Here is a 24,121-nt window from a genome sequence, read left to right on the forward strand (position 1 = left end):
CCGCAAACTGCTCAGCTAAATCTCGTTCACTAGGGAGTCTTTCTCCAATAGCCCAACGGTGCTCGTCAATATCCTTTTTAATTTGATCATGGATTTTCATATAAGCTGGTAGCATATTTACACTTCATTTCTATCTTTTCTCTATTGTACCCTAATAAATAAGAAAAAGTCAAACTTCGCCTTGTTTAGTTGGTAATTCACTAGTATTTGTGATAGAATATTGGAAAAAGACATTTCTTTTGAGAAAGGAAAAAGATGAGCAACATTTCAACTGATTTACAAGATGTAGAAAAAATCATCGTGTTGGACTATGGTAGCCAATACAACCAGCTGATTTCACGCCGTATTCGTGAGATTGGTGTTTTTTCAGAACTAAAGAGCCATAAAATTTCAGCTGCTGAAGTTCGTGAAATAAACCCTGTAGGAATCATCCTTTCAGGTGGTCCAAACTCTGTATACGAAGATGGTTCATTCGATATTGACCCAGAAATCTTCGAACTTGGAATTCCGATTTTGGGAATCTGTTACGGTATGCAGTTATTGACCCATAAACTTGGAGGAAAAGTTGTTCCTGCAGGTGATACTGGAAATCGTGAATACGGTCAATCAACTCTAACTCACACACCATCAGCGCTTTTTGAATCAACACCTGATGAACAGACTGTTTTGATGAGCCATGGTGATGCAGTTACTGAGATTCCTGCTGACTTTGTTCGTACAGGAACCTCAGCTGACTGCCCATACGCAGCCATCGAAAATCCAGATAAACACATTTACGGTATCCAATTCCACCCAGAAGTTCGCCATTCTGTATACGGTAATGACATCCTTCGTAACTTTGCTCTTAACATTTGTAAGGCTAAAGGCGACTGGACAATGGATAACTTTATCGAGATGCAAATCAAACAAATCCGTGAGAAAGTTGGAGACAAACGTGTCCTACTTGGTCTCTCTGGTGGTGTTGACTCTTCTGTCGTAGGGGTTCTACTCCAAAAAGCCATCGGTGATCAATTGATCTGTATCTTTGTAGACCACGGTCTTCTTCGTAAAGGGGAAGCTGACCAAGTTATGGACATGCTTGGTGGTAAGTTTGGTTTGAATATCGTCAAAGCAGACGCAGCTAAACGTTTCTTGGATAAATTGGCAGGTGTTTCTGACCCTGAGCAAAAACGGAAGATTATCGGTAATGAATTCGTGTATGTATTTGATGACGAAGCAAGCAAGCTCAAAGATGTGAAATTCCTTGCTCAAGGTACCTTATATACAGACGTTATCGAGTCTGGTACAGATACAGCGCAAACGATCAAGTCACACCACAACGTGGGTGGTCTTCCAGAAGACATGCAGTTTGAATTGATTGAACCACTCAACACTCTTTATAAAGACGAAGTTCGTGCCCTTGGTACAGAGCTTGGTATGCCAGACCACATCGTATGGCGCCAACCATTCCCAGGACCAGGTCTTGCTATCCGTGTTATGGGTGAAATCACTGAAGAGAAACTGGAAACAGTTCGTGAGTCAGACGCTATTCTTCGTGAGGAAATTGCTAAAGCAGGTCTTGACCGCGATATTTGGCAATACTTCACTGTTAACACAGGCGTTCGTTCAGTCGGTGTTATGGGTGACGGTCGTACTTATGACTACACGATTGCAATCCGTGCTATCACTTCTATCGATGGTATGACTGCTGATTTTGCCAAAATTCCATGGGAAGTACTTCAAAAAATCTCAGTACGTATCGTAAATGAAGTGGATCATGTTAACCGTATCGTCTACGATATCACAAGTAAACCACCTGCAACAGTTGAGTGGGAATAGTCATCTAAGGACTATCTTATTTTATGTAGTTTAACGAGCCAGTATCTTTGGATACTGGTTTTTACTTTCTAGACTTTCGAGTACTTGTTATAGTAGATTGAAGTTAAAATAGTACGTTGTTGTTTTCTAAAAAGTTGCTAGAAATTGGTTTGAATTACGCAATCAATTTGTTCAGTTTTTATTTCATTCAACTATAAAATTGGTTTATATTCGATAGTTTAACAAGTATTATACACAGCTTAAAAGATTAGAATTGTCAAAACAATCTGTCTAGGCTTGATTTTATCGCTTATTTACTATAAAATGAGAAGGAAAAACGTCAAACTTTTATATTGCAAATAGGAGAAAACATGACAAAAACATTAAAACGTCCTGAGGTTTTATCACCTGCAGGGACTTTGGAGAAGCTAAAAGTAGCTGTTCAGTATGGGGCAGATGCTGTCTTTATCGGTGGTCAGGCCTATGGTCTTCGTAGCCGTGCCGGAAACTTTACCTTTGAACAGATGGAAGAAGGTGTCCAGTTTGCTGCCAAGTATGGGGCTAAGGTCTATGTGGCTGCAAACATGGTGATGCACGAAGGAAATGAAGAGGGAGCTGGTGAGTGGTTCCGTAAACTGCGTGATATCGGGATTGCAGCAGTTATTGTGTCAGACCCAGCCTTGATTATGATTGCAGCGACAGAAGCGCCAGGTCTTGAAATCCACCTCTCTACTCAAGCCAGTGCGACTAACTATGAAACGCTGGAGTTCTGGAAAGAACTGGGCTTGACTCGTGTCGTTTTGGCGCGTGAGGTTTCAATGGAAGAATTAGCTGAAATTCGCAAACGTACAGATGTTGAGATTGAAGCCTTTGTCCATGGAGCTATGTGTATTTCTTACTCTGGTCGTTGTACCCTTTCTAACCACATGAGTATGCGTGATGCTAACCGTGGTGGTTGCTCTCAATCTTGCCGTTGGAAATACGACCTTTACGATATGCCATTTGGTCAAGAACGCAAGAGCTTGAAAGGTGAAATTCCTGAAGAATTTTCAATGTCAGCCGTTGATATGTCTATGATTGACCATATTCCAGATATGATTGAAAATGGAGTGGACAGTCTTAAGATTGAAGGTCGTATGAAGTCTATTCACTACGTATCAACAGTAACCAACTGCTACAAGGCGGCTGTGGATGCATATCTTGAAAGTCCTGAAAAGTTTGAAGCGATCAAACAAGACTTGGTGGACGAGATGTGGAAGGTTGCCCAACGTGAATTAGCAACAGGTTTCTACTATGGTACACCATCTGAAAATGAGCAGTTGTTTGGTGCTCGTCGTAAAATTCCTGAGTATAAGTTTGTCGCTGAAGTGGTTTCCTATGATGATGCGACACAAACGGCAACAATTCGTCAACGGAACGTCATTAATGAAGGCGACCAAGTTGAGTTTTATGGCCCAGGTTTCCGTCATTTTGAAACTTATATTGAAGATTTGCACGATGCTAAAGGTAATAAAATCGACCGTGCTCCAAATCCAATGGAGCTATTGACAATCAAGGTTCCACAACCTGTTCAAGCAGGAGACATGGTTCGTGCATTAAAAGAAGGACTCATCAATCTTTATAAGGAAGATGGAACCAGTGTCACAGTTCGAGCTTAATAAGCAAGCAGGAGCTGAAAGATTTCTCGTTGCTTTCCCTTTAATCCTGCTCACTAAAAGAAAAGAAGTTAAAGAAAATATATTTATTTCCATCCGAGATTTCATCTCGGATTTTTTTCATCATTTTTCAGAAAGGCCTAGATAATGGTCGGATTTATTACAAGTTTTTTCCAAAGTTTCCTATATAATAAACTCAAAAATAGTAAAATTGTAAATAATTTCCATTAAACGCTTTCAATGTTGGTAAAAAGTTGACAAATTGAATTTTTAGGACTAAACTAAGTAAGTAAATTTTAATTAAAAGGAGAATTCATCATGAATTTAACATTTTTCGGTCTATGTCTTGCCTGTATGGGTGTATCTCTTGGTGAAGGGTTATTGATGAATGGTTTGTTGAAATCGGTAGCTCGCCAACCAGATATTATCGCTGAGTTTCGTAGCTTGATGTTTTTAGGGGTTGCCTTTATTGAAGGAACTTTCTTCGTAACTCTTGTCTTCTCATTTATTATTAAATAACGAAATATAAATTGGAGAAGGGAGAATGTTAGATGGAAGAAAGTATCAATCCAACCATCAATATTGGTCCTGTTACCTTTGATTTAACTTTGACAGCCTTGACTTTGCTGTCTGTGTTTCTGATTTTTGCATTTATCTATTGGGCAAGTCGTAATATGACATTAAAGCCCAAAGGTAAACAAAATGTACTAGAGTATCTCTATGATTTTGTAATTGGATTTACAGAACCTAACCTTGGTTCCCACTACATAAAAGATTACTCACTCTTTTACTTATGTTTATTTCTTTTTATGGTCATCGCCAATAATCTTGGTTTGATGGCTAAACTTCAAACAACAGATGGGACAAACCTTTGGACATCGCCAACTGCAAATCTTTCATTTGACCTTGTCTTGTCTTTCTGTATTATTGTGATGGCGCATGTTGAGGGGATTCGTCGTCGTGGGATTAAACAATACCTAAAAGGTTTTGTAACTCCTGCATTTATGACACCGATGAATCTACTTGAAGAAATCACGAATTTCCTTTCTCTTGCTTTGCGGATTTTTGGGAATATCTTTGCAGGTGAAGTAATGACAAGCTTGCTTCTATTACTTTCACATCAGGCTATTTTTTGGTATCCAATCGCATTTGGGACAAACTTAGTTTGGACTGCATTTTCCGTGTTCATTTCTTGTGTACAAGCCTATGTCTTTACACTATTATCCTCTATGTACCTAGGAAATAAAATTAATGATGAAGAGTAGAAAGGAGTAACTGATGCACGTAACAGTAGGTGAATTAATTGGTAATTTTATTTTAATCGCTGGCTCTTTTATCCTTTTGCTAGTCTTGATTAAAAAATTTGCATGGTCTAATATTACAGGCATTTTCGAAGAAAGAGCTGAAAAAATTGCTTCAGATATTGATAGAGCTGAAGAAGCACGTCAAAAAGCGGAAGTATTGGCTCAAAAACGCGAAGATGAATTGGCTGGTAGCCGTAAAGAAGCTAAGACAATCATTGAAAATGCAAAGGAAACAGCTGAGAAAAGTAAGGCTAGTATTTTAGCAGATGCTAAACTAGAAGCAGGACGCTTAAAAGAAAAAGCAAACCAAGAAATTGCTCAAAACAAAGCTGAAGCTTTACAAAGCGTTAAGGGTGAGGTAGCAGATTTGACCATCAGCTTAGCTGGTAAAATTATCTCACAAAACCTTGATGGTCATGCCCATAAAGAACTCATTGATCAGTATATCGATCAGCTAGGAGAAGCTTAATGGACAAGAAAACAGTAAAGGTAATTGAAAAATACAGCATGCCTTTTGTCCAATTGGTACTTGAAAAAGGAGAAGAAGACCGCATTTTTTCAGATTTGACTCAAATCAAGCAAGTTGCTGAAGAAACAGGTTTACCTTCTTTTTTAAAAAAAGTGGCAGTAGACGAGTCTGACAAGGAAAAAACGATTGCTTTCTTCCAAGACTCAGTGTCACCTTTATTGCAAAACTTGATCCAGGTTCTGGCATACAACCACAGAGCAAATCTTTTTTATGATGTGCTTGTAGATTGCTTGAACCGACTTGAAAAAGAAACAAATCGATTTGAAGTGACGGTTACTTCTGCTCATCCTTTAACAGATGAACAAAAGAGTCGCTTGCTCCCTTTGATTGAGAAAAAAATGTCTCTGAAAGTAAGGAGTGTAAAAGAACAAATCGATGAAAGTCTCATTGGTGGTTTTGTCATTTTTGCCAATCACAAGACAATTGATGTGAGTATTAAACAACAACTTAAAGTTGTTAAAGAAAATTTGAAATAGAAAGTGGTGTTCTTTTGGCAATTAACGCACAAGAAATCAGCGCTTTAATTAAGCAACAAATTGAAAATTTCAAACCCAATTTTGATGTGACTGAAACAGGTGTTGTAACCTATATCGGGGATGGTATCGCGCGTGCTCACGGCCTTGAAAATGCCATGAGTGGAGAGTTGTTGATTTTTGAAAACGGCTCTTATGGTATGGCTCAAAACTTGGAGTCAACAGACGTTGGTATTATCATCCTAGGTGACTTTACAGATATCCGTGAAGGCGATACAATCCGCCGTACAGGTAAAATCATGGAAGTCCCAGTAGGTGAGAGTCTGATTGGTCGTGTTGTGGATCCACTCGGTCGTCCAGTTGACGGTCTTGGAGAAATCCACACTGATAAAACTCGTCCAGTAGAAGCGCCAGCTCCTGGTGTTATGCAACGTAAGTCTGTATCAGAACCATTGCAAACTGGTTTGAAAGCTATTGACGCCCTTGTACCGATTGGCCGTGGTCAACGTGAGTTGATTATCGGTGACCGTCAGACAGGGAAAACAACCATTGCGATTGATACAATCTTGAACCAAAAAGGTCAAGATATGATCTGTATCTACGTAGCGATTGGACAAAAAGAATCAACAGTTCGTACGCAAGTAGAAACACTTCGTCAGTACGGTGCCTTGGACTACACAATCGTTGTAACAGCCTCTGCTTCACAACCATCTCCATTGCTTTTCCTAGCTCCTTATGCTGGGGTTGCCATGGCGGAAGAGTTTATGTACCAAGGTAAGCATGTTTTGATTGTTTATGATGATTTATCAAAACAAGCGGTAGCTTATCGTGAACTCTCTCTCTTGCTTCGTCGTCCTCCAGGTCGTGAAGCCTTCCCAGGGGATGTTTTCTACCTTCATAGCCGTTTGCTTGAGCGCTCAGCTAAGGTTTCTGATGAACTTGGTGGTGGATCAATTACAGCCCTACCATTTATCGAGACACAAGCAGGAGATATCTCTGCCTATATCGCAACCAACGTGATTTCTATCACTGATGGACAAATTTTCCTTGGCGATGGTCTCTTCAATGCAGGTATTCGTCCAGCCATCGATGCGGGTTCATCTGTATCTCGTGTAGGTGGTTCTGCACAAATCAAAGCCATGAAGAAGGTTGCCGGTACACTTCGTATCGACCTTGCTTCATATCGTGAGTTGGAAGCCTTCACTAAGTTTGGTTCTGACTTGGATGCGGCAACACAGGCTAAGTTGAACCGTGGACGTCGTACCGTTGAAGTTTTGAAACAACCTGTTCACAAACCATTACCTGTTGAGAAACAAGTAACCATTCTTTATGCTTTGACACATGGTTTCTTGGATACTGTTCCAGTAGATGACATTGTTCGTTTCGAGGAAGAGTTCCATGCCTTCTTTGACGCTCAACATCCAGAGATTTTAGAAACCATTCGTGATACAAAAGACTTGCCAGAAGAAGCAATCTTGGATGCTGCGATTACAGAGTTTCTCAATCAAACCAGCTTCCAATAAGAATAGAGGTGTCAGATGGCAGTATCTCTAAATGATATTAAAACAAAAATCGCCTCAACAAAAAATACGAGTCAAATCACTAATGCCATGCAAATGGTATCGGCTGCTAAGCTAGGTCGCTCTGAAGAAGCTGCTCGTAACTTCCAAGTATACGCTCAAAAAGTTCGCAAGCTCTTGACAGATATCCTTCATGGTAATGGTTCTGGTGGTTCAACCAATCCGATGTTGATTAGCCGTCCCGTGAAGAAGACAGGCTATATCGTCATTACTTCAGATCGCGGTTTGGTTGGAGGGTATAATTCTTCTATTCTGAAAGCCGTTATGGAGTTGAAAGAAGAATACCACCCAGACGGTACAGGTTTTGAAATGATCTGTATCGGTGGAATGGGAGCTGATTTCTTTAAGGCTCGTGGTATTCAACCACTTTATGAACTACGTGGCTTGGCAGACCAACCTAGCTTTGATGAAGTTCGTAAGATCATTTCAAAAACTGTTGAAATGTACCAAAATGAACTTTTTGATGAACTCTATGTCTGCTACAATCACCATGTCAATACGCTAACAAGTCAAATGCGTGTGGAACAAATGCTTCCGATTGTTGACTTGGATCCAAATGAAGCAGATGAAGAGTATAGCTTGACTTTTGAATTGGAAAACAGCCGAGAAGAAATTTTGGAGCAGTTGTTGCCTCAGTTTGCAGAAAGTATGATTTACGGGGCTATTATCGATGCCAAGACAGCTGAAAATGCTGCCGGTATGACAGCCATGCAAACAGCGACAGATAATGCTAAGAAAGTCATCAATGATTTGACAATTCAGTATAACCGTGCCAGACAGGCGGCGATTACACAAGAAATTACAGAAATCGTAGCAGGAGCTAGTGCCTTAGAATAGGCTCTAGTCCAGCTCGTATGAAAATGAACTTAGGACCTAGTTGAGCTAGGGACCGACAGTATCTTATATAGAATAGGAGAAGGAGATGAGTTCAGGTAAAATTGCTCAGGTTATCGGTCCCGTTGTAGACGTCTTGTTTGCAGCAGGGGAAAAACTTCCTGAGATTAACAATGCACTTGTCGTCTACAAAAATGACGAAAGAAAAACAAAAATCGTCCTTGAAGTAGCCTTGGAGTTGGGAGATGGTATGGTTCGTACTATCGCCATGGAATCAACAGATGGTTTGACTCGTGGAATGGAAGTATTGGACACAGGTCGTCCAATCTCTGTACCAGTAGGTAAAGAAACTTTGGGACGTGTCTTCAACGTTTTGGGAGATACCATTGACTTGGAAGCTCCTTTTACAGAAGATGCAGAGCGTCAGCCAATTCATAAAAAAGCTCCAACTTTTGATGAGTTGTCTACCTCTTCTGAAATCCTTGAAACAGGGATTAAGGTTATCGACCTTCTTGCCCCTTACCTTAAAGGTGGGAAGGTTGGACTTTTCGGTGGTGCCGGAGTTGGTAAAACTGTCTTGATCCAAGAATTGATTCACAACATTGCCCAAGAACACGGTGGTATCTCAGTATTTACTGGTGTTGGGGAACGTACTCGTGAGGGGAATGACCTTTACTGGGAAATGAAAGAATCAGGTGTTATCGAGAAAACAGCCATGGTATTTGGTCAGATGAATGAGCCACCAGGAGCACGTATGCGTGTTGCCCTTACTGGTTTGACAATCGCTGAATACTTCCGTGATGTAGAAGGCCAAGACGTGCTTCTCTTTATCGATAATATCTTCCGTTTCACTCAGGCTGGTTCAGAAGTATCTGCCCTTTTGGGTCGTATGCCATCAGCCGTTGGTTACCAACCAACGCTTGCTACAGAAATGGGTCAATTGCAAGAGCGTATCACATCAACTAAGAAGGGTTCTGTAACCTCTATCCAGGCTATCTATGTGCCAGCGGATGACTATACTGACCCAGCGCCAGCAACAGCCTTCGCTCACTTGGATTCAACAACCAACTTGGAACGTAAGTTGGTACAATTGGGTATCTACCCTGCCGTTGACCCACTCGCTTCAAGTTCACGTGCTTTGGCACCTGAAATCGTTGGAGAAGAGCACTATGCAGTTGCTGCAGAAGTAAAACGTGTTCTTCAACGTTACCATGAGTTGCAAGATATCATTGCTATCCTTGGTATGGATGAACTTTCTGATGAAGAAAAGACCTTGGTTGCTCGTGCCCGCCGTATCCAGTTCTTCTTGTCACAAAACTTCAACGTTGCGGAACAATTTACTGGTCAGCCAGGTTCTTATGTTCCAGTTGCTGAAACTGTACGTGGCTTTAAGGAAATCCTTGATGGTAAACATGACCACTTGCCAGAAGATGCCTTCCGTGGTGTAGGTTCTATCGAAGATGTGATTGCAAAAGCTGAAAAAATGGGATTTTAAGAGGTGATCTATGGCTCAGTTAACTGTCCAGATCGTGACACCAGATGGTCTCGTCTATGATCACCATGCCAGCTATGTATCAGTTCGAACTCTGGATGGTGAGATGGGGATCTTGCCACGACATGAAAATATGATTGCGGTTTTAGCAGTTGATGAAGTAAAGGTAAAACGTATTGATGATGAAGATCACGTGAACTGGATTGCAGTAAACGGAGGCGTTATTGAAATTGCCAATGATATCATTACAATCGTTGCGGATTCTGCAGAACGTGCTCGTGATATCGATGTTAGCCGTGCAGAACGTGCCAAGATTCGAGCAGAGCGTGAAATCGAAGAAGCCCACGAAAAACACTTGATTGATCAAGAGCGTCGTGCTAAGATTGCTTTGCAACGTGCCATTAACCGTATTAATGTCGGAAATAGACTATAAGAAAAAAATGAACTTGAGTTACCAAGTTCATTTTTTTATGTTTTCTTAAGGAGCAAAACTGATGCAGACTGCTTCTGGTACATGGAAGTCGTTAGAAAGTTCTGCTAGACGACCAGTTTCAGGATTACGTTTAAAGACGGTCGCATTGTCAGAGTCTTGATGGACAGCAATGACAAATTCTTGGTCTGGTGTCAAATCAAAATCACGTGGAGTCTGACCATGAGTAGGAACGATTTCTAACAATTCTAGACTACCGTCTGCAAGAATTGTATATACTGCGATAGAATCATGGCCACGGTTAGAAGCGTAGAGGTATTTACCATCTTTAGAGAGACGAATAGCAGCAGTTCCATTAAAGCTTTCATAACCGTCTGGTAGAGTTGAAATGACCTGCATGCGTTCAAATTCGCCAACACCATCGTAGATTAAAACTTCGATAGTGCTATTGAGTTCACAAATGAGATAAGCGATTTTATAGTGATTATGGAAAATGATATGACGTGAGCCTGCTCCTGGCTGGCTGTGATAGGTATAGAGCTTAGATAATTTCCCTTCTTGATCAAGGTCATAAGTGATGACTTGGTCAGTACCCAAATCACAGGTCACTAGATAGTGGTCAGGTGTTAAGTCTGTAAAGTGAACATGGGGGGAAGCTTGATTTTCGTGTGGACCTTGGCCACTATGTTGATCCACATCACTAAGTATAAGACGACCATCTTCCTGACGTTTATAAACAAGAACCTGCCCTTTGTGGTAGTTAGCTGCGTAAACCAAATCACGCTTTTCATCAACAGAAACATAACAGTGAGGGGCTCCCTCTTCCACGACATGATTTAATAAAGTCCCGTCAGTTTGATAGGCTGCAATCCCCCCCTTATCGTCTTGGCTACCAACAGTGTATAAATGTTGGTGCTGGTCAAAGGCAAGGTAGGTCGGACTAGGCTCAGCTGCAAAAAGTTCTAAATTAGCAAGCTGACCAGTTTCTGTATCAAAGTCTGCCTTGTAAATCCCTTGGGAAGTACGACGTGTATAAGTTCCAAAATAAACAGTTTCTTTCATAACTTTACCTCTATATAAAGATAAGACTATTATATCACAAAAATTGTAGTTGGAGGAACTCTCTAACACATAAATAAGTATAATAAAATATAAAATTTAACTTGATTTCCTTTTGAAAAGTGCTATAATAATCCTATATAAATTGCAAAGGAGTTTTTTATGAAAAAACGTGTTTTCTTAGCAGCTGGAGTTGCTGTACTCTCAGCAGCTGTTCTAGCAGCTTGTTCATCTGGCAATGGGAATAAAGAAGCAACTAAACCAGTTACTTATGCCTATGTATTTTCATCAGATCCTGCGACTCTGGATTATACAGTTTCGGGGAAAAATTCTACAAAACAGATTACTGGTAATGTCATTGATGGACTACTAGAAAATGATCAATATGGGAATCTAGTACCATCAGTTGCAGAAGATTGGACTGTTTCCAAAGATGGTTTGACCTATACTTATAAAATTCGTAAGGGTATCAAGTGGTATACCAATGAAGGTGAAGAATATGGAGAAGTTAAGGCTCAGGATTTTGTGACTGGTCTAAAACACGCAGCTGACAAGAAATCAGAAGCACTTTATCTTGTACAGGATTCTATTAAAGGATTAGATGACTATGTAAATGGGAAAACAACGGATTTTTCTACTGTTGGTGTAAAAGCAACAGACGATTATACTGTAGTCTATACTTTAAACAATCCAGAATCTTTCTGGAATTCGAAGACAACAATGGGAGTTCTTGCTCCTGTTAGCGAAAACTTTTTAGCTTCTAAAGGAGATGACTTTGGTAAGGCGACTGATGTAACAAGCATTCTATACAATGGGGCTTATCTTCTAAAAGGTCTTACATCTAAATCTTCTATTGAAATGACTAAAAACCAAAACTATTGGGATAAACAAAATGTCTTTATTGATGATATTAAGTTGTCTTACTTTGATGGTCAGGATGCAGACTCTCTTGGACGTGGTTTTGATGAAGGAAATTATCCTGCAGCACCTCTCTTTAAAAACTCTGCTAACTATGAACGGCTAAAAGAAAAATACAAAGATAACATTATTTATAGTCAACAACAAGGAAATACTTTCTATATTTCGACGAATATTGACCGTGTTGCCTACAATCACACCGCTAAAACAAGTGATGCAGAAAAATCATCTACTAAGAAGGCTTTGCTGAACAAAGATTTCCGTCAATCCTTGGCTTTTGCTACAGATCGTAAAGCAGGGATCTCTCAAGTATTTGGGGACGAAGTAGCACCTCGTAAGTTACGGACAAGTCTCACTCCTCCAACCTTTGTACAAGTAGGAGATCAAACATTTGGTCAAGTTACTAAGACAGAATTGGATAAATTAGATGGTGTGTGGAAAGATGTTAGTCTTGATGATGCCCAGGATTCACTTCATAATGTAGATAAGGCTAAGACTAAATTTGAAGCTGCCAAGAAAACTCTTCAAGCTGATGGAGTACAGTTCCCTATTCATTTAGACATTCCAGTATCTTCTACTCGTCCAGATTTTGTGCGTCAAGCTCAATCTTATAAACAATCCATCGAGGAAGCTCTTGGATCAGATAATGTTGTAGTTGATATTCAACAAGTTTCTGACGATGAATTGTCAAGTATGACAATTCTAGCAACTTCTAATACTAATACTGACTGGGATATTAATGTAAATAGTGGATGGGGACCTGATTACGCAGATCCTTCAACTTATCTAGATATATTTGATCCAACATCTGGACCAAATCTTCTTAGTTCCTTAGGTGTAACACCAGGTAAAGATAGTTCAGTAATCAAAGCTGTTGGGTTAGATAAGTTTAAAGAGTTAATTACGGATGCTAATAGTGAGAAAACAAATCTTGAAAAACGATATGCTAAATATGCAAAAGCTCAAGCTTGGTTAACAGACAGTGCCTTGGTGATTCCTGTACAATCAAACGGTGCCCAAATGCTTCTTACTAAGAAAGTTCTTGGAACAGGTGCCTATGGTTGGGTTGGTGATAAGACCGGTGAACTTAGCTATAAATATCTTAAACTCCAAGATAAGATTGTTACTACTAAAGAAATGGATGAGTTCCGCAAGAAATTTGCTGATGAAAAAGCCAAATCAAACGCTGATTATCAGAAGAATTTAGACCGTCATATTCAAGACTAATTGAATCTCCTCTTTTGAGGGGATTTTTTTATGTCGCTGTCTTCATGTAAGCACTTTAAAAAAGAGTTATTTTGATTTAAAAATGGTATAATGAGAGAACAATAGAAAGGAAGTATTTATGGAGCAAAAAGAGAAACATTTTAGTCTATCTTGGTTTTTCAAGTGGTTTTTAGATAACAAAGCAATTACAGTATTTTTGGTAACCTTATTATTGGGACTAAATCTTTTTATTTTAAGTAAGATTAGTTTTCTATTTTCACCTGTTTTAGACTTTTTGGCTGTCGTGATGTTGCCAGTCATTCTATCTGGTTTGCTATATTATTTATTGAATCCTATTGTTGATTGGATGGAGAAGCATAAGGTTAATCGTGTTATAGCTATCAGTATTGTATTTGTCATCATTGCCCTCTTTATCATTTGGGGCTTGGCAGTGGCTATTCCAAATCTGCAGCGTCAGGTCTTAACATTTGCAAGAAATGTACCAATCTATCTCGAAGATGCTGATCGAGTTATTAATGATTTGGTAACCAAGCGTTTGCCAGATGATTTTAGACCTCAGTTAGAACAAGTTTTGACAAACTTCTCAAGTCAGGCTACAGTTTGGGCGAGCAAGGTTTCTTCTCAAGCAGTCAACTGGGTGAGCGCCTTTATTAGCGGGGCATCTCAAGTGATTGTAGCCTTGATTATCGTTCCTTTCATGCTCTTTTATCTCTTGCGTGATGGGAAAGGCTTGCGTGACTATTTGACTCAATTCATGCCAACAAAATTGAAGGAACCTGTGGGACAAGTTTTATCAGATGTGAATCAGCAGTTGTCTAACTATGTTCGAGGGCAAGTGACAGTGGCTATTATTGTAGCAGTAATGTTTATGATCTTCTTCAAGATTATCGGTCTACGCTATGCAGTTACGCTGGGTGTTACTGCTGGTATTTTAAATCTGGTTCCTTATCTGGGTAGCTTCCTAGCCATGCTTCCTGCCCTAGTATTGGGCTTGATTGCGGGGCCAGTCATGCTGTTAAAAGTGGTGATTGTCTTTATCGTAGAACAAACTATTGAAGGCCGTTTTGTCTCTCCATTAATCTTGGGAAGTCAATTAAACATCCATCCTATTAATGTTCTCTTTGTCTTGTTAACTTCAGGATCCATGTTTGGTATTTGGGGAGTCTTACTCGGTATTCCAGTTTATGCCTCTGCAAAAGTTGTCATTTCAGCTATTTTTGAATGGTATAAGGTAGTTAGTGGCCTATATGAACTAGAGGGAGAGGAAGTCAAGAGTGAACAATAGTCAACAGATGTTACAGGCTTTGGAGGAACAAGATTTAGCTAAGGCTGAGCATTATTTCGCTAAAGCTTTAGAAAATGATCCAAGTGACCTTCTTTATGAATTAGCGATTTATCTAGAAGGAATTGGTTTCTATCCTCAGGCCAAGGAAATTTACCTGAAAATTGTAGAGGATTTTCCAGAGGTTCATCTTAATCTAGCTGCAATTGCTAGCGAGGATGGCCAAATCGAGGAAGCATTTGCCTATCTAGAGGAAATCCAAGCTGACAGTGACTGGTATGTTTCGGCTTTGGCTCTGAAAGCGGATCTTTATCAGATGGAAGGTTTGACAGATGTGGCGCGTGAGAAACTTCTGGAGGCTTTGACTTACTCAGAGGATCCTCTCTTGATATTGGGCTTGGCAGAGTTGGATAGTGAGTTGGAAAATTACCAAGAGGCTATTCAAGGCTATGCCCAGTTAGATAATCGTACTATTTATGAGCAAACAGGCATTTCCACCTACCAACGGATTGGTTTTGCCTATGCTCAGTTAGGGAAATTTGAAACGGCTACAGAGTTTTTAGAAAAAGCCCTGGAGTTAGAATACGATGACCTAACAGCTTTTGAGTTGGCCAGTCTTTACTTTGATCAAGAAGAATACCAAAAAGCTGTCCTCTACTTTAAGCAGATCGATACCATTTCTCCTGACTTTGAAGGCTATGAATATGGTTATAGTCAGGCCTTGCATAAGGAACATCAAGTTCAAGAAGCCCTGCGTATCGCTAAGCAAGGGTTGGAGAAAAATCCCTTTGAAACTCGCCTCTTGCTAGCCGCTTCACAATTTTCTTATGAATTGCATGATGCTAGTGGAGCAGAGAACTATCTCCTTACCGCTAAAGAAGATGCTGAGGATACGGAAGAAATCTTACTCCGTTTAGCTACTATTTATCTAGATCAGGAGCGTTATGAAGACATTCTAGACTTACAAAGTGATGAGCCAGAAAATCTTCTGACCAAGTGGATGATTGCTCGCTCTTATCAAGAAATGGACGATTTGGATTCTGCCTATGAGCTTTATCAAGAGTTGGCAGGAGATTTGAAAGACAATCCAGAGTTTCTGGAACACTATATTTATCTCTTGCGTGAATTGGGATACTTTGAAGAAGCAAAAGTTAATGCCCAAGCTTACTTAAAATTAGTTCCAGATGATGTGCAAATGCAAGAACTGATTGAGAGATTGTAAGAATAAGTCTGGGAGAAAAACTCAATTTCAGTAGAAAATCAAGTAAATCTTCCTACAATAAAACGCATAATATCAAGTTTTTTGAACACCTGATACTATGCATTTTTGTAATCTCAAAGACTTTTTATCCAGTCATTTTTGATAGATATGATTTTATTGATACTCAATGAAAATCAAAAAGCAAACTAGGAAGCTAGCTGCAGGTTGCTCAAAACACTGTTTTGAGGTTGTGGATAGAACTGACAGAGTCAGTATCATATACCTATGGTAAGGCGACGCTGACGTGGTTTGAAGAGATTTTCGAAGAGTATGAATTGTTGTAAAAAGAAATTATATAAGTTTCAGAAAGTGATCCAAACTTTGTCTCTAAAAAAACTGAGGTCATTGTTGCTAGAAATGGTAATAAAAAGTTTATTGATTTTGAATTAGGATGAGTCAAAAGGAATTTTAAAGCATTTTTTTGTTATAATTAATTGAAGAATTATTGATATAAAAGGAGAAAAAATATGACTTTCGAAGAAATGCTGCCTGGGTTAAAGGCTAAGAAAAAATATGTTCGTACTGGTTGGGGAGGGGCTGAAAACTATGTCCAACTCTTTGATACTATTGAACAAAACGGGATTGCACTTGAAGTGACGCCCTATTTCCTAATCAACGTGTCTGGAGAAGGAGAAGGTTTTTCCATGTGGAGTCCGACACCTTGTGATGTTTTGGCGACGGATTGGGTAGAAGTGCATGACTAAATGTGTACTCATTACAGGCGTGAGTTCAGGCATTGGATTGGCTCAGGCTCGACTCTTTTTAGAGAAGGACTATCAAGTTTATGGAGTGGACCAAGGTGAAAATCCACTCTTAAAGGGTGATTTCCACTTTTTACAGAGAGATTTGACCTTGGACTTGGAGCCTATTTTTGATTGGTGTCCTCAGGTTGATGTTTTGTGCAATACTGCTGGAGTTTTGGATGATTATAAACCACTGTTGGAACAGACAGCGCAGGAAATTCAAGAAATTTTTGAAATTAACTACGTGACTCCTGTTGAGTTGACTCGATTTTATTTGACACAAATGTTGGAAAATAAAAAGGGAATCATCATCAATATGTGCTCTATTGCTTCTAGCCTAGCAGGTGGCGGTGGACACGCCTATACTTCTTCGAAGCACGCCTTGGCTGGATTTACCAAGCAGTTGGCTCTAGACTATGCTGAAGCTGGGATTCAGGTCTTTGGGCTTGCTCCAGGAGCAGTCAAGACAGCTATGACTGCTGCGGACTTTGAGCCAGGTGGATTAGCAGACTGGGTGGCTAGTGAAACACCCATCAAACGCTGGATTGAACCAGAGGAAGTGGCAGAAGTCAGTCTCTTTTTGGCCAGTGGAAAGGCATCTGCCATGCAGGGACAAATTCTGACAATAGATGGTGGCTGGTCTTTGAAGTAGGAGGAGTTGGATGGAAATCAAAAATCATTTTGGAGTCTATGCTGTTTGCTATAAACATGGTTACCTTCTTTGTATTCAAAAAACAGCAGGTCCCTACAAAAATAGGTTAGACCTTCCCGGTGGAAGTCAGCAACTTGGTGAAGGACTGACGGAAACGCTGACTAGAGAAGTTATGGAAGAGACGGGATTTACTGTTAGAAGCTACTCTAATCCTCGAATCTACGATGTTTTCGTCAGGGAAGAGTTAAAAAATTTTATGGTTCACCATGTCATGGCCTTGTATGATGTTGAAATGAATGAGAGTGCACCTCAAGTTACGATTTCGGAAGCTGTGTCTGATGGTGCGAATGATTCACTTGGATATATTTGGCTGGATATTCAAGAGATCGCAGAAGAAAATGCATCGCCATTAGTCTTGAAGGTTAAGTCTGAATTATTAGGATTTCCAGAACTGGACAAGACTTCTTACATGAATTGGAAGGTGAATGATGAGAAACCAACTGGCTCTTAGTGGCGAAAAAATTGTTGAAAAAATTTACCATCAACTATTTCACCACATTGGTATGATTCGTGGGGAATACTTGTTGAGGGAGCTTAACCAGAACATCCTGTTACCAAGTTGTCAGCAATTTGTAAAAGATTATCTAGACACTATTTGCTCCTTGTACTCAGATGAAGAGGTATGGTATCGTTTTTCTGAATTAACGAATACAGAAGCCAATTGTTTAGAGGGGACTAAAGAGTATTTTGATGAAAATCATCCCTTGTTTGGTTATAGAGGGACTAGACGTTTACTAGCGTGTTTGGATGAATTTCAGGCTGAAGCACATGTCGTTACAGAAGTTTATCAAAACAATCCCAATCTGTCTCTTATCTTTCCTTTTGTCAATGATGCTGAGCAGTTAAAGCAAGCTATTAGAGTATTGCGTCAGCAGGGTTTTACTGGGAAAGTTGGCACGATGATTGAATTACCGTCAGCATATTTTGACTTAGACAGCATACTGGAAGCTGGTATTTCAAAGATTGTAGTTGGAATGAATGATTTGACTTCCTTTGTTTTTGCCACTGTGAGAAACAGTCAATGGCATGATATGGAAAGTCCAATTATGTTAGATATGTTGAGACAGATGCAAGATAAAGCAAGGACGAAAAAGATTGACTTTGCTGTGGCAGGCTATCTGAATACTTCTTTCATACAAAAAATGAATCAGATGGGTATTAAGTGCATTATCCACTATAGCTCTATTCCAGAGATTTTTGATTTAGAGATTGACCATCCAGACCATCTCAAATACATCAAAGAAGAAAGTAAAAAATCACAAAGGAGAAACCTATGACACCGCAAGAAATGTGGAATGCCTACAAGAAAATCAATCCTTCGATCGGAGATGAAATCGATGCTTGGGCTTTTGGAGTGGAACCAGACCTTTTAGCGGATTTAGTGTTTAAAGGCGAAAAGACAGCAACAGCGTCGGCTTATGACCTCTACGTACTAGATGACGAACCCCTTCCGCAAGAAGGTACCTTTGACATCATTTTAGATAGTCAAAATCAGGCTGTTTGTATTGTCGAAATTACAAAGGTTTCTGTCCAACCCTTCAATCAAGTTTCTGCGCAACATGCCTTTAAGGAAGGGGAAGGTGACAAATCCCTAGCCTATTGGCGTCAGGTTCATGAGGATTGTTTCGCCGAGTGGCTGAGAGAATCAGGACTGACTTTTACACCTGAAAGCAAGGTTGTTTTAGAAGAATTTCGCAAGGTTTACCCACTGTAGACTTCTAGAAGGAAGAAAGTTTTGGAAATCACTGTCCAATCCTTTTTTCTTAGACAAAACATGATATAATAAGTTTGTTTGAAGAAGAGCTCTAGCTCTTAAACTTAGAATAGGAGAAAACTATGCAAGCAGTTGAACATTTTATTAAGCAATTTGTTCCTGAACACTATGATTTATTTTTAGACTTGAGTCGTGAGACCAAGACTTTTTCAGGAAAGGTGACCATTACGGGTCAAGCACATAGTGACCGTATTTCCCTCCACCAAAAAGACTTGGAAATCGCCACTGTAGAAGTTGCAGGTCAAGCTCGCCCATTTACAGTTGACCATGACAATGAAGCTCTTCATATAGAATTGGCTGGGGCTGGTCAAGTTGAATTGCTTCTTGCCTTTTCTGGTAAAATCACAGACAACATGACAGGGATTTATCCTTCATACTACACAGTTGATGGAGTCAAGAAGGAAGTCTTGTCTACTCAGTTCGAGAGTCATTTTGCGCGTGAAGCCTTCCCATGTGTGGATGAGCCAGAAGCTAAAGCAACTTTTGACCTTTCTCTACGTTTTGACCAAGCAGAAGGTGAATTGGCCTTGTCAAACATGCCAGAGATTGACGTTGAAAACCGTAAGGAAACAGGTATCTGGAAGTTTAAGACAACACCTCGCATGTCTTCTTACTTGTTAGCATTTGTTGCGGGTGATTTGCAAGGTGTGACGGCTAAAACTAAAAACGGTACCCTCGTGGGTGTTTACTCAACCAAAGCTCATCCACTATCAAACCTTGATTTCTCATTGGATATCGCTGTTCGCTCAATCGAGTTTTACGAAGATTACTACGGAGTTAAGTACCCAATTCCTCAATCTCTCCACATCGCCCTTCCTGACTTTTCAGCTGGTGCTATGGAAAACTGGGGTCTCGTTACTTACCGTGAAGTTTACCTGGTTGTCGATGAGAACTCTACATTTGCTAGTCGTCAACAAGTTGCCCTTGTTGTGGCTCATGAATTGGCTCACCAATGGTTTGGTAACCTGGTAACTATGAAATGGTGGGATGACCTTTGGCTCAATGAAAGCTTCGCCAATATGATGGAGTACGTCTGTGTGGATGCCATTGAGCCAAGCTGGAATATTTTTGAAGACTTCCAAACAGGTGGAGTACCTCACGCTCTTGAACGTGACGCGACTGATGGTGTTCAGTCTGTCCACGTCGAAGTTAAACATCCAGATGAAATCAATACGCTCTTTGATGGCGCTATCGTCTATGCCAAAGGAAGCCGCCTCATGCACATGCTTCGTCGTTGGCTAGGTGATGCCGATTTTGCTAAAGGTTTGCAGGCCTACTTTGAAAAACATCAATACAGCAATACAATTGGTCGTGACCTTTGGGATGCTCTTGGTCAAGCGTCTGGACGTGATGTTGCAGCCTTCATGGATTCTTGGTTGGAACAACCTGGTTATCCAGTTCTCACTGTCAAAGTTGAAAATGATGTCTTGAAGATTTCACAAAAACAATTCTTTATCGGTGAGCACGAAGATAAGAACCGTCTCTGGGTTGTGCCACTCAATAGCAACTGGAAAGGCTTGCCTGATACACTTGAAACTGAAAGCATCGAAATTCCAGGCTACGCAGCCCTTCTTGCTGAAAATGAAGGAGCTCTTCGTTTCAATACTGAAAATACAGCCCATTACATTACCGATTATCAAGGAGACTTGTTAGATGCTGTTCTTGCTGACCTAGTTGATCTTGATAACACAAGCAAATTGCAAATCGTCCAAGAACGTCGTTTGCTTGCTGAGGCAGGGCACATTTCTTATGCTGACTTGCTCCCAGTTCTTGATAAACTTGCTAAGGAAGAATCTTACCTTGTCGTTTCAGCTGTTTCTGAAGTCATTTCTGCCCTTGAGCGCTTTATCGATGAAGGAACAGAAGCTGAAAGAGCCTTCAAAGCCTTGATTGCTAAATTGGCTCGTCACAACTATGACTGTCTTGGTTTTGAAGCTAAAGACGGAGAATCAGATGAGGATGAGTTGGTTCGTCAGCTGGCTGTTTCTATGATGATTCGCTCAAATGATGCAGAAGCTAGTCAAGTCGCTAGCCAAATCTTCGAAGCCTACAAGGATCAGCTTGCAGGACTCCCAGCAGCTATTCGCTCACAAGTCCTTATCAATGAGATGAAACATCATGAGACCAAAGCCTTGTTAGCACTTTATCTTGATACTTATACGCACGCAACAGATGCTGTCTTTAAACGTCAGTTGGCAGCCGCTCTTGCCTATAGTAAAGATGCGGACAATATCCAAACCTTGATTGCTTCTTGGAAGGACAAATTTGTGGTCAAACCGCAGGACTTGTCTGCTTGGTATTACCAATTCCTAGCTCACCAAGTAACTCAGGAAACAGCTTGGTCTTGGGCGCGTGAAAACTGGGCTTGGATTAAGGCAGCTCTTGGTGGAGATATGAGCTTTGATAGCTTTGTTATCCTTCCTGCACACGTATTTAAGACTCAGCAACGCTTGGCAGAGTACAAGGAATTCTTTGAGCCACAACTTTCTGACCTTGCTCTTAGCCGTAACATCGGTATGGGAATCAAGGAAATTGCAGCGCGTGTTGACTTGATTAACCGTGAAAAAGCTGCAGTGGAAGCAGTCGTTCTTCAATACGGAAATGTATAAATAAGTCTAAAATAAAAAGAAAACTCAGCTATCTCATGTAAAATGCAGAAAGTTGAGTTTTTTTTAAGGCAAATTTGGTATAATGGTTTTAATAAGGAGGAGTTTCTCATGATAAAAATTTTATTAGTTGAGGATGACCTAGGTCTGTCAAATTCAGTATTTGACTTTTTAGACGATTTTGCAGATGTCATGCAGGTATTCGATGGGGAAGAAGGCCTCTACGAAGCTGAAAGTGGCGTTTATGACTTGATTTTGCTCGATTTAATGTTACCTGAAAAAAATGGCTTCCAAGTCTTGAAAGAATTGCGTGAAAAGGGAATTACGACTCCAGTTCTGATCATGACTGCCAAGGAAAGTTTGGATGACAAGGGACATGGATTTGAACTAGGAGCGGATGATTATCTGACCAAACCTTTCTACCTAGAAGAACTCAAAATGCGAATTCAAGCCCTTCTCAAACGTTCAGGTAAGTTTAATGAAAATACCTTGACTTATGGAAATATTGTAGTTAATTTGTCAACAAATACCGTTAAGGTTGAAGATACTCCTGTCGAATTGCTTGGAAAAGAGTTTGATTTATTAGTTTATTTCCTTCAAAATCAAAATGTTATTTTGCCTAAGACTCAGATTTTTGATCGTCTATGGGGATTTGATAGTGACACAACTATTTCGGTTGTCGAAGTTTATGTTTCAAAAGTCCGTAAGAAATTAAAAGGAACCACTTTTGCAGAGAATTTGCAAACCTTGCGCAGTGTTGGGTATATTTTAAAAGATGTTCAGTAAACTAAAAAAAACATGGTATGCGGATGACTTTAGTTATTTTATCCGTAACTTTGGTGTCTTCACTCTGATTTTCTCCACTATGACCTTGATTATTTTACAGGTTATGCATTCAAGTCTCTATACTTCGGTGGATGATAAACTTCATGGCTTGAGTAATAATCCTCAGGCAGTTATTCAGTTGGCGGTAAATAGGGCGACGGAAGAGATTAAAGATTTGGAGAATGCTGCTACAGATACTAGCAAGACTGATGTAAAACCAAATGTCAGTTCCAATACAGAAGTCATTCTTTTTGATAAGAATTTTACCCAGCTCCTTTCTGGAAATCGATTTTTGGGATTGGATAAGATTAAGTTAGAGAAAAAAGAACTAGGCCATATCTACCAGATTCAGGTTTTTAATAGCTATGGACAAGAAGAAATCTATCGCATGATCTTGATGGAAACGAATATCAGTTCGGTTTCAACCAATATCAAGTATGCTGCTGTCTTGATTAATACCAGTCAGTTGGAGCAGGCCAGTCAAAAGCATGAGCAATTGATTGTCGTTGTGATGGCTAGTTTCTGGATTTTGTCTTTACTTGCCAGTCTCTATCTAGCTAGGGTCAGTGTTCGGCCCCTGCTTGAGAGCATGCAGAAGCAACAGTCCTTTGTGGAAAATGCCAGTCATGAGTTACGAACTCCACTTGCAGTTTTGCAAAATCGCTTAGAGACCCTTTTCCGTAAGCCTGAAGCTACCATTATGGATGTGAGCGAAAGCATTGCATCGAGTTTGGAAGAAGTCCGAAATATGCGGTTTTTGACGACGAACTTGTTGAATTTAGCTCGAAGAGATGATGGGATTAAGCCTGAACTTGGAGAAGTTCCAACTAGCTTTTTGAATACAACTTTCACAAACTATGAGATGATTGCTTCGGAAAATGATCGTGTCTTCCGTTTTGAAAATCGTATCCATCGAACGATTGTCACAGATCAGCTCCTTTTGAAACAGCTGATGACCATCCTATTTGATAATGCAGTTAAGTATACTGAAGAGGATGGTGAAATTGATTTTGTGATTTCAGCGACTGACCGTAATCTGTATTTACTTGTTTCTGATAATGGAGTCGGTATTTCAGCAGAAGATAAGAAGAAAATTTTTGATCGTTTTTATCGAGTAGACAAGGCTAGAACTCGTCAAAAAGGAGGTTTTGGTTTAGGATTATCACTGGCCAAGCAGATTGTAGATGCCTTAAAAGGAACCATTACTGTTAAAGATAATAAACCAAAAGGAACAATCTTTGAAGTGAAGATTGCCATTCAGACACCATCTAAAAAGAAAAAATAAAAATATCGCTCCGGTTGGGGCGATATTTTGGATTTATCTTTTTAGTTTTCGTTTGATGATAGAGCGTTGGATTTTTAGAACAAGTAAGCTGGATCCGATTGCTGCGACAAAGGCAAGAGCAGTTGATAGCTTTAACGCCAAAAAGATAAAACTAAAGATAGCAATACAGATACAAAAAACAGCGACATTAACAAAAAATAGGATTTCTTGAAAACTGGTATCAGATTGTGATTCGGGCGCATAATCCTGATAGCGAGGAAGTTGCTGGTTTAATTCTTCTTGATAGTCTACCTCATATGATTTTAATTTTTTTACGGACATGGTTCTCTCCTTAA

At 39.9% G+C, this 24,121-nt stretch carries 23 protein-coding genes and 1 pseudogene; 21 read left to right on the plus strand and 3 right to left on the minus strand.

Annotation, left to right across the window (positions count from 1 at the left end; translation table 11 throughout):
• Positions 1-115, minus strand: a 115-nt coding sequence (locus ADI86_RS11200) for a GntR family transcriptional regulator (RefSeq protein WP_152906152.1), incomplete at its 3' end; no start/stop codon positions are given.
• A 140-nt stretch (positions 116-255) separates the two neighbouring features.
• Here ADI86_RS11200 and guaA point away from each other — a divergent pair.
• The 10 genes from guaA to ADI86_RS06460 all read left to right on the plus strand — a co-directional run bounded on the left by guaA (position 256) and on the right by ADI86_RS06460 (position 10,097).
• Entirely contained in the window at positions 256-1,818 is a 1,563-nt protein-coding gene (gene guaA / locus ADI86_RS06415; protein WP_049532248.1) for a glutamine-hydrolyzing GMP synthase, read from the plus strand.
• A 350-nt stretch (positions 1,819-2,168) separates the two neighbouring features.
• On the plus strand, positions 2,169-3,455 hold the full coding sequence (locus ADI86_RS06420; protein WP_049532249.1) for a peptidase U32 family protein: 1,287 nt from the start codon (positions 2,169-2,171) through the stop codon (positions 3,453-3,455).
• 315 nt (positions 3,456-3,770) lie between these two features.
• Positions 3,771-3,971, plus strand: a complete 201-nt coding sequence (locus ADI86_RS06425) for a F0F1 ATP synthase subunit C (RefSeq protein WP_001054557.1) — start codon at positions 3,771-3,773, stop codon at positions 3,969-3,971.
• Between the two features lie 32 nt (positions 3,972-4,003).
• Complete coding sequence (gene atpB / locus ADI86_RS06430; RefSeq protein WP_049532250.1) at positions 4,004-4,717, plus strand: F0F1 ATP synthase subunit A; 714 nt, start codon at positions 4,004-4,006, stop codon at positions 4,715-4,717.
• A gap of 13 nt (positions 4,718-4,730) precedes the next feature.
• The gene (gene atpF / locus ADI86_RS06435; RefSeq protein ID WP_000558549.1) at positions 4,731-5,225 is read left to right on the plus strand and encodes a F0F1 ATP synthase subunit B; all 495 of its coding nucleotides are present in this window, start codon (positions 4,731-4,733) and stop codon (positions 5,223-5,225) included.
• On the plus strand, positions 5,225-5,761 hold the full coding sequence (locus tag ADI86_RS06440) for a F0F1 ATP synthase subunit delta (protein WP_049532251.1): 537 nt from the start codon (positions 5,225-5,227) through the stop codon (positions 5,759-5,761). Before atpF ends, ADI86_RS06440 begins: the two co-directional genes overlap by 1 nt.
• Positions 5,762-5,775: 14 nt before the next feature.
• Positions 5,776-7,281 (plus strand): F0F1 ATP synthase subunit alpha, encoded by a 1,506-nt coding sequence (atpA, locus tag ADI86_RS06445; RefSeq protein ID WP_049532252.1) that lies wholly within the window; start codon positions 5,776-5,778, stop codon positions 7,279-7,281.
• 15 nt (positions 7,282-7,296) lie between these two features.
• Positions 7,297-8,175 carry a F0F1 ATP synthase subunit gamma gene (locus ADI86_RS06450; RefSeq protein WP_049532254.1) on the plus strand — a complete coding sequence of 293 codons (879 nt, stop codon included), beginning with the start codon at positions 7,297-7,299 and terminating at the stop codon, positions 8,173-8,175.
• An 85-nt stretch (positions 8,176-8,260) separates the two neighbouring features.
• A complete protein-coding gene (atpD, locus tag ADI86_RS06455; RefSeq protein WP_000094357.1) occupies positions 8,261-9,667 on the plus strand; it encodes a F0F1 ATP synthase subunit beta in 1,407 nt (468 codons plus the stop codon).
• 10 nt (positions 9,668-9,677) lie between these two features.
• Complete coding sequence (locus tag ADI86_RS06460; RefSeq protein WP_049532255.1) at positions 9,678-10,097, plus strand: F0F1 ATP synthase subunit epsilon; 420 nt, start codon at positions 9,678-9,680, stop codon at positions 10,095-10,097.
• A 45-nt stretch (positions 10,098-10,142) separates the two neighbouring features.
• Here ADI86_RS06460 and ADI86_RS06465 read toward each other — a convergent pair whose 3' ends face one another.
• A complete protein-coding gene (locus ADI86_RS06465; RefSeq protein WP_049532256.1) occupies positions 10,143-11,156 on the minus strand; it encodes a lactonase family protein in 1,014 nt (337 codons plus the stop codon).
• Between the two features lie 159 nt (positions 11,157-11,315).
• Between ADI86_RS06465 and ADI86_RS06470 the strand changes: the two genes are divergently transcribed.
• The 11 genes and pseudogenes from ADI86_RS06470 to ciaH all read left to right on the plus strand — a co-directional run bounded on the left by ADI86_RS06470 (position 11,316) and on the right by ciaH (position 23,786).
• Positions 11,316-13,298 (plus strand): peptide ABC transporter substrate-binding protein, encoded by a 1,983-nt coding sequence (locus ADI86_RS06470; RefSeq protein WP_049532257.1) that lies wholly within the window; start codon positions 11,316-11,318, stop codon positions 13,296-13,298.
• A 118-nt stretch (positions 13,299-13,416) separates the two neighbouring features.
• Positions 13,417-14,583 (plus strand): AI-2E family transporter, encoded by a 1,167-nt coding sequence (locus ADI86_RS06475; RefSeq protein WP_049532258.1) that lies wholly within the window; start codon positions 13,417-13,419, stop codon positions 14,581-14,583.
• A complete protein-coding gene (locus ADI86_RS06480; protein WP_049532259.1) occupies positions 14,573-15,802 on the plus strand; it encodes a tetratricopeptide repeat protein in 1,230 nt (409 codons plus the stop codon). Before ADI86_RS06475 ends, ADI86_RS06480 begins: the two co-directional genes overlap by 11 nt.
• 506 nt (positions 15,803-16,308) lie before the next feature.
• Positions 16,309-16,545 (plus strand): DUF2829 domain-containing protein, encoded by a 237-nt coding sequence (locus ADI86_RS06485; protein ID WP_000142161.1) that lies wholly within the window; start codon positions 16,309-16,311, stop codon positions 16,543-16,545.
• Positions 16,538-17,236 (plus strand): 3-oxoacyl-ACP reductase, encoded by a 699-nt coding sequence (locus ADI86_RS06490; protein ID WP_049532260.1) that lies wholly within the window; start codon positions 16,538-16,540, stop codon positions 17,234-17,236. Before ADI86_RS06485 ends, ADI86_RS06490 begins: the two co-directional genes overlap by 8 nt.
• A 10-nt stretch (positions 17,237-17,246) precedes the next feature.
• Entirely contained in the window at positions 17,247-17,747 is a 501-nt protein-coding gene (locus ADI86_RS06495) for an NUDIX hydrolase (protein WP_049532261.1), read from the plus strand.
• Positions 17,725-18,628, plus strand: a pseudogene (locus ADI86_RS06500) (putative PEP-binding protein). Before ADI86_RS06495 ends, ADI86_RS06500 begins: the two are co-directional and overlap by 23 nt.
• The gene (locus ADI86_RS06505; RefSeq protein ID WP_049532263.1) at positions 18,570-19,010 is read left to right on the plus strand and encodes an ASCH domain-containing protein; all 441 of its coding nucleotides are present in this window, start codon (positions 18,570-18,572) and stop codon (positions 19,008-19,010) included. Before ADI86_RS06500 ends, ADI86_RS06505 begins: the two are co-directional and overlap by 59 nt.
• Before the next feature lie 122 nt (positions 19,011-19,132).
• Positions 19,133-21,679, plus strand: a complete 2,547-nt coding sequence (locus ADI86_RS06510; RefSeq protein ID WP_049532264.1) for a M1 family metallopeptidase — start codon at positions 19,133-19,135, stop codon at positions 21,677-21,679.
• Between the two features lie 108 nt (positions 21,680-21,787).
• Positions 21,788-22,462 carry a two-component system response regulator CiaR gene (gene ciaR, locus ADI86_RS06515; RefSeq protein ID WP_000590639.1) on the plus strand — a complete coding sequence of 225 codons (675 nt, stop codon included), beginning with the start codon at positions 21,788-21,790 and terminating at the stop codon, positions 22,460-22,462.
• Positions 22,452-23,786, plus strand: a complete 1,335-nt coding sequence (gene ciaH / locus ADI86_RS06520) for a two-component system sensor histidine kinase CiaH (RefSeq protein ID WP_049532265.1) — start codon at positions 22,452-22,454, stop codon at positions 23,784-23,786. The genes ciaR and ciaH overlap by 11 nt, the downstream gene beginning before the upstream one ends.
• A 33-nt stretch (positions 23,787-23,819) precedes the next feature.
• Here ciaH and ADI86_RS06525 read toward each other — a convergent pair whose 3' ends face one another.
• On the minus strand, positions 23,820-24,107 hold the full coding sequence (locus tag ADI86_RS06525) for a DUF3270 domain-containing protein (protein WP_000111941.1): 288 nt from the start codon (positions 24,105-24,107) through the stop codon (positions 23,820-23,822).
• Positions 24,108-24,121: the final 14 nt, after the last annotated feature.

The organism is Streptococcus pseudopneumoniae (assembly GCF_001074975.1).
GTDB lineage: Bacteria > Bacillota > Bacilli > Lactobacillales > Streptococcaceae > Streptococcus > Streptococcus pseudopneumoniae_D.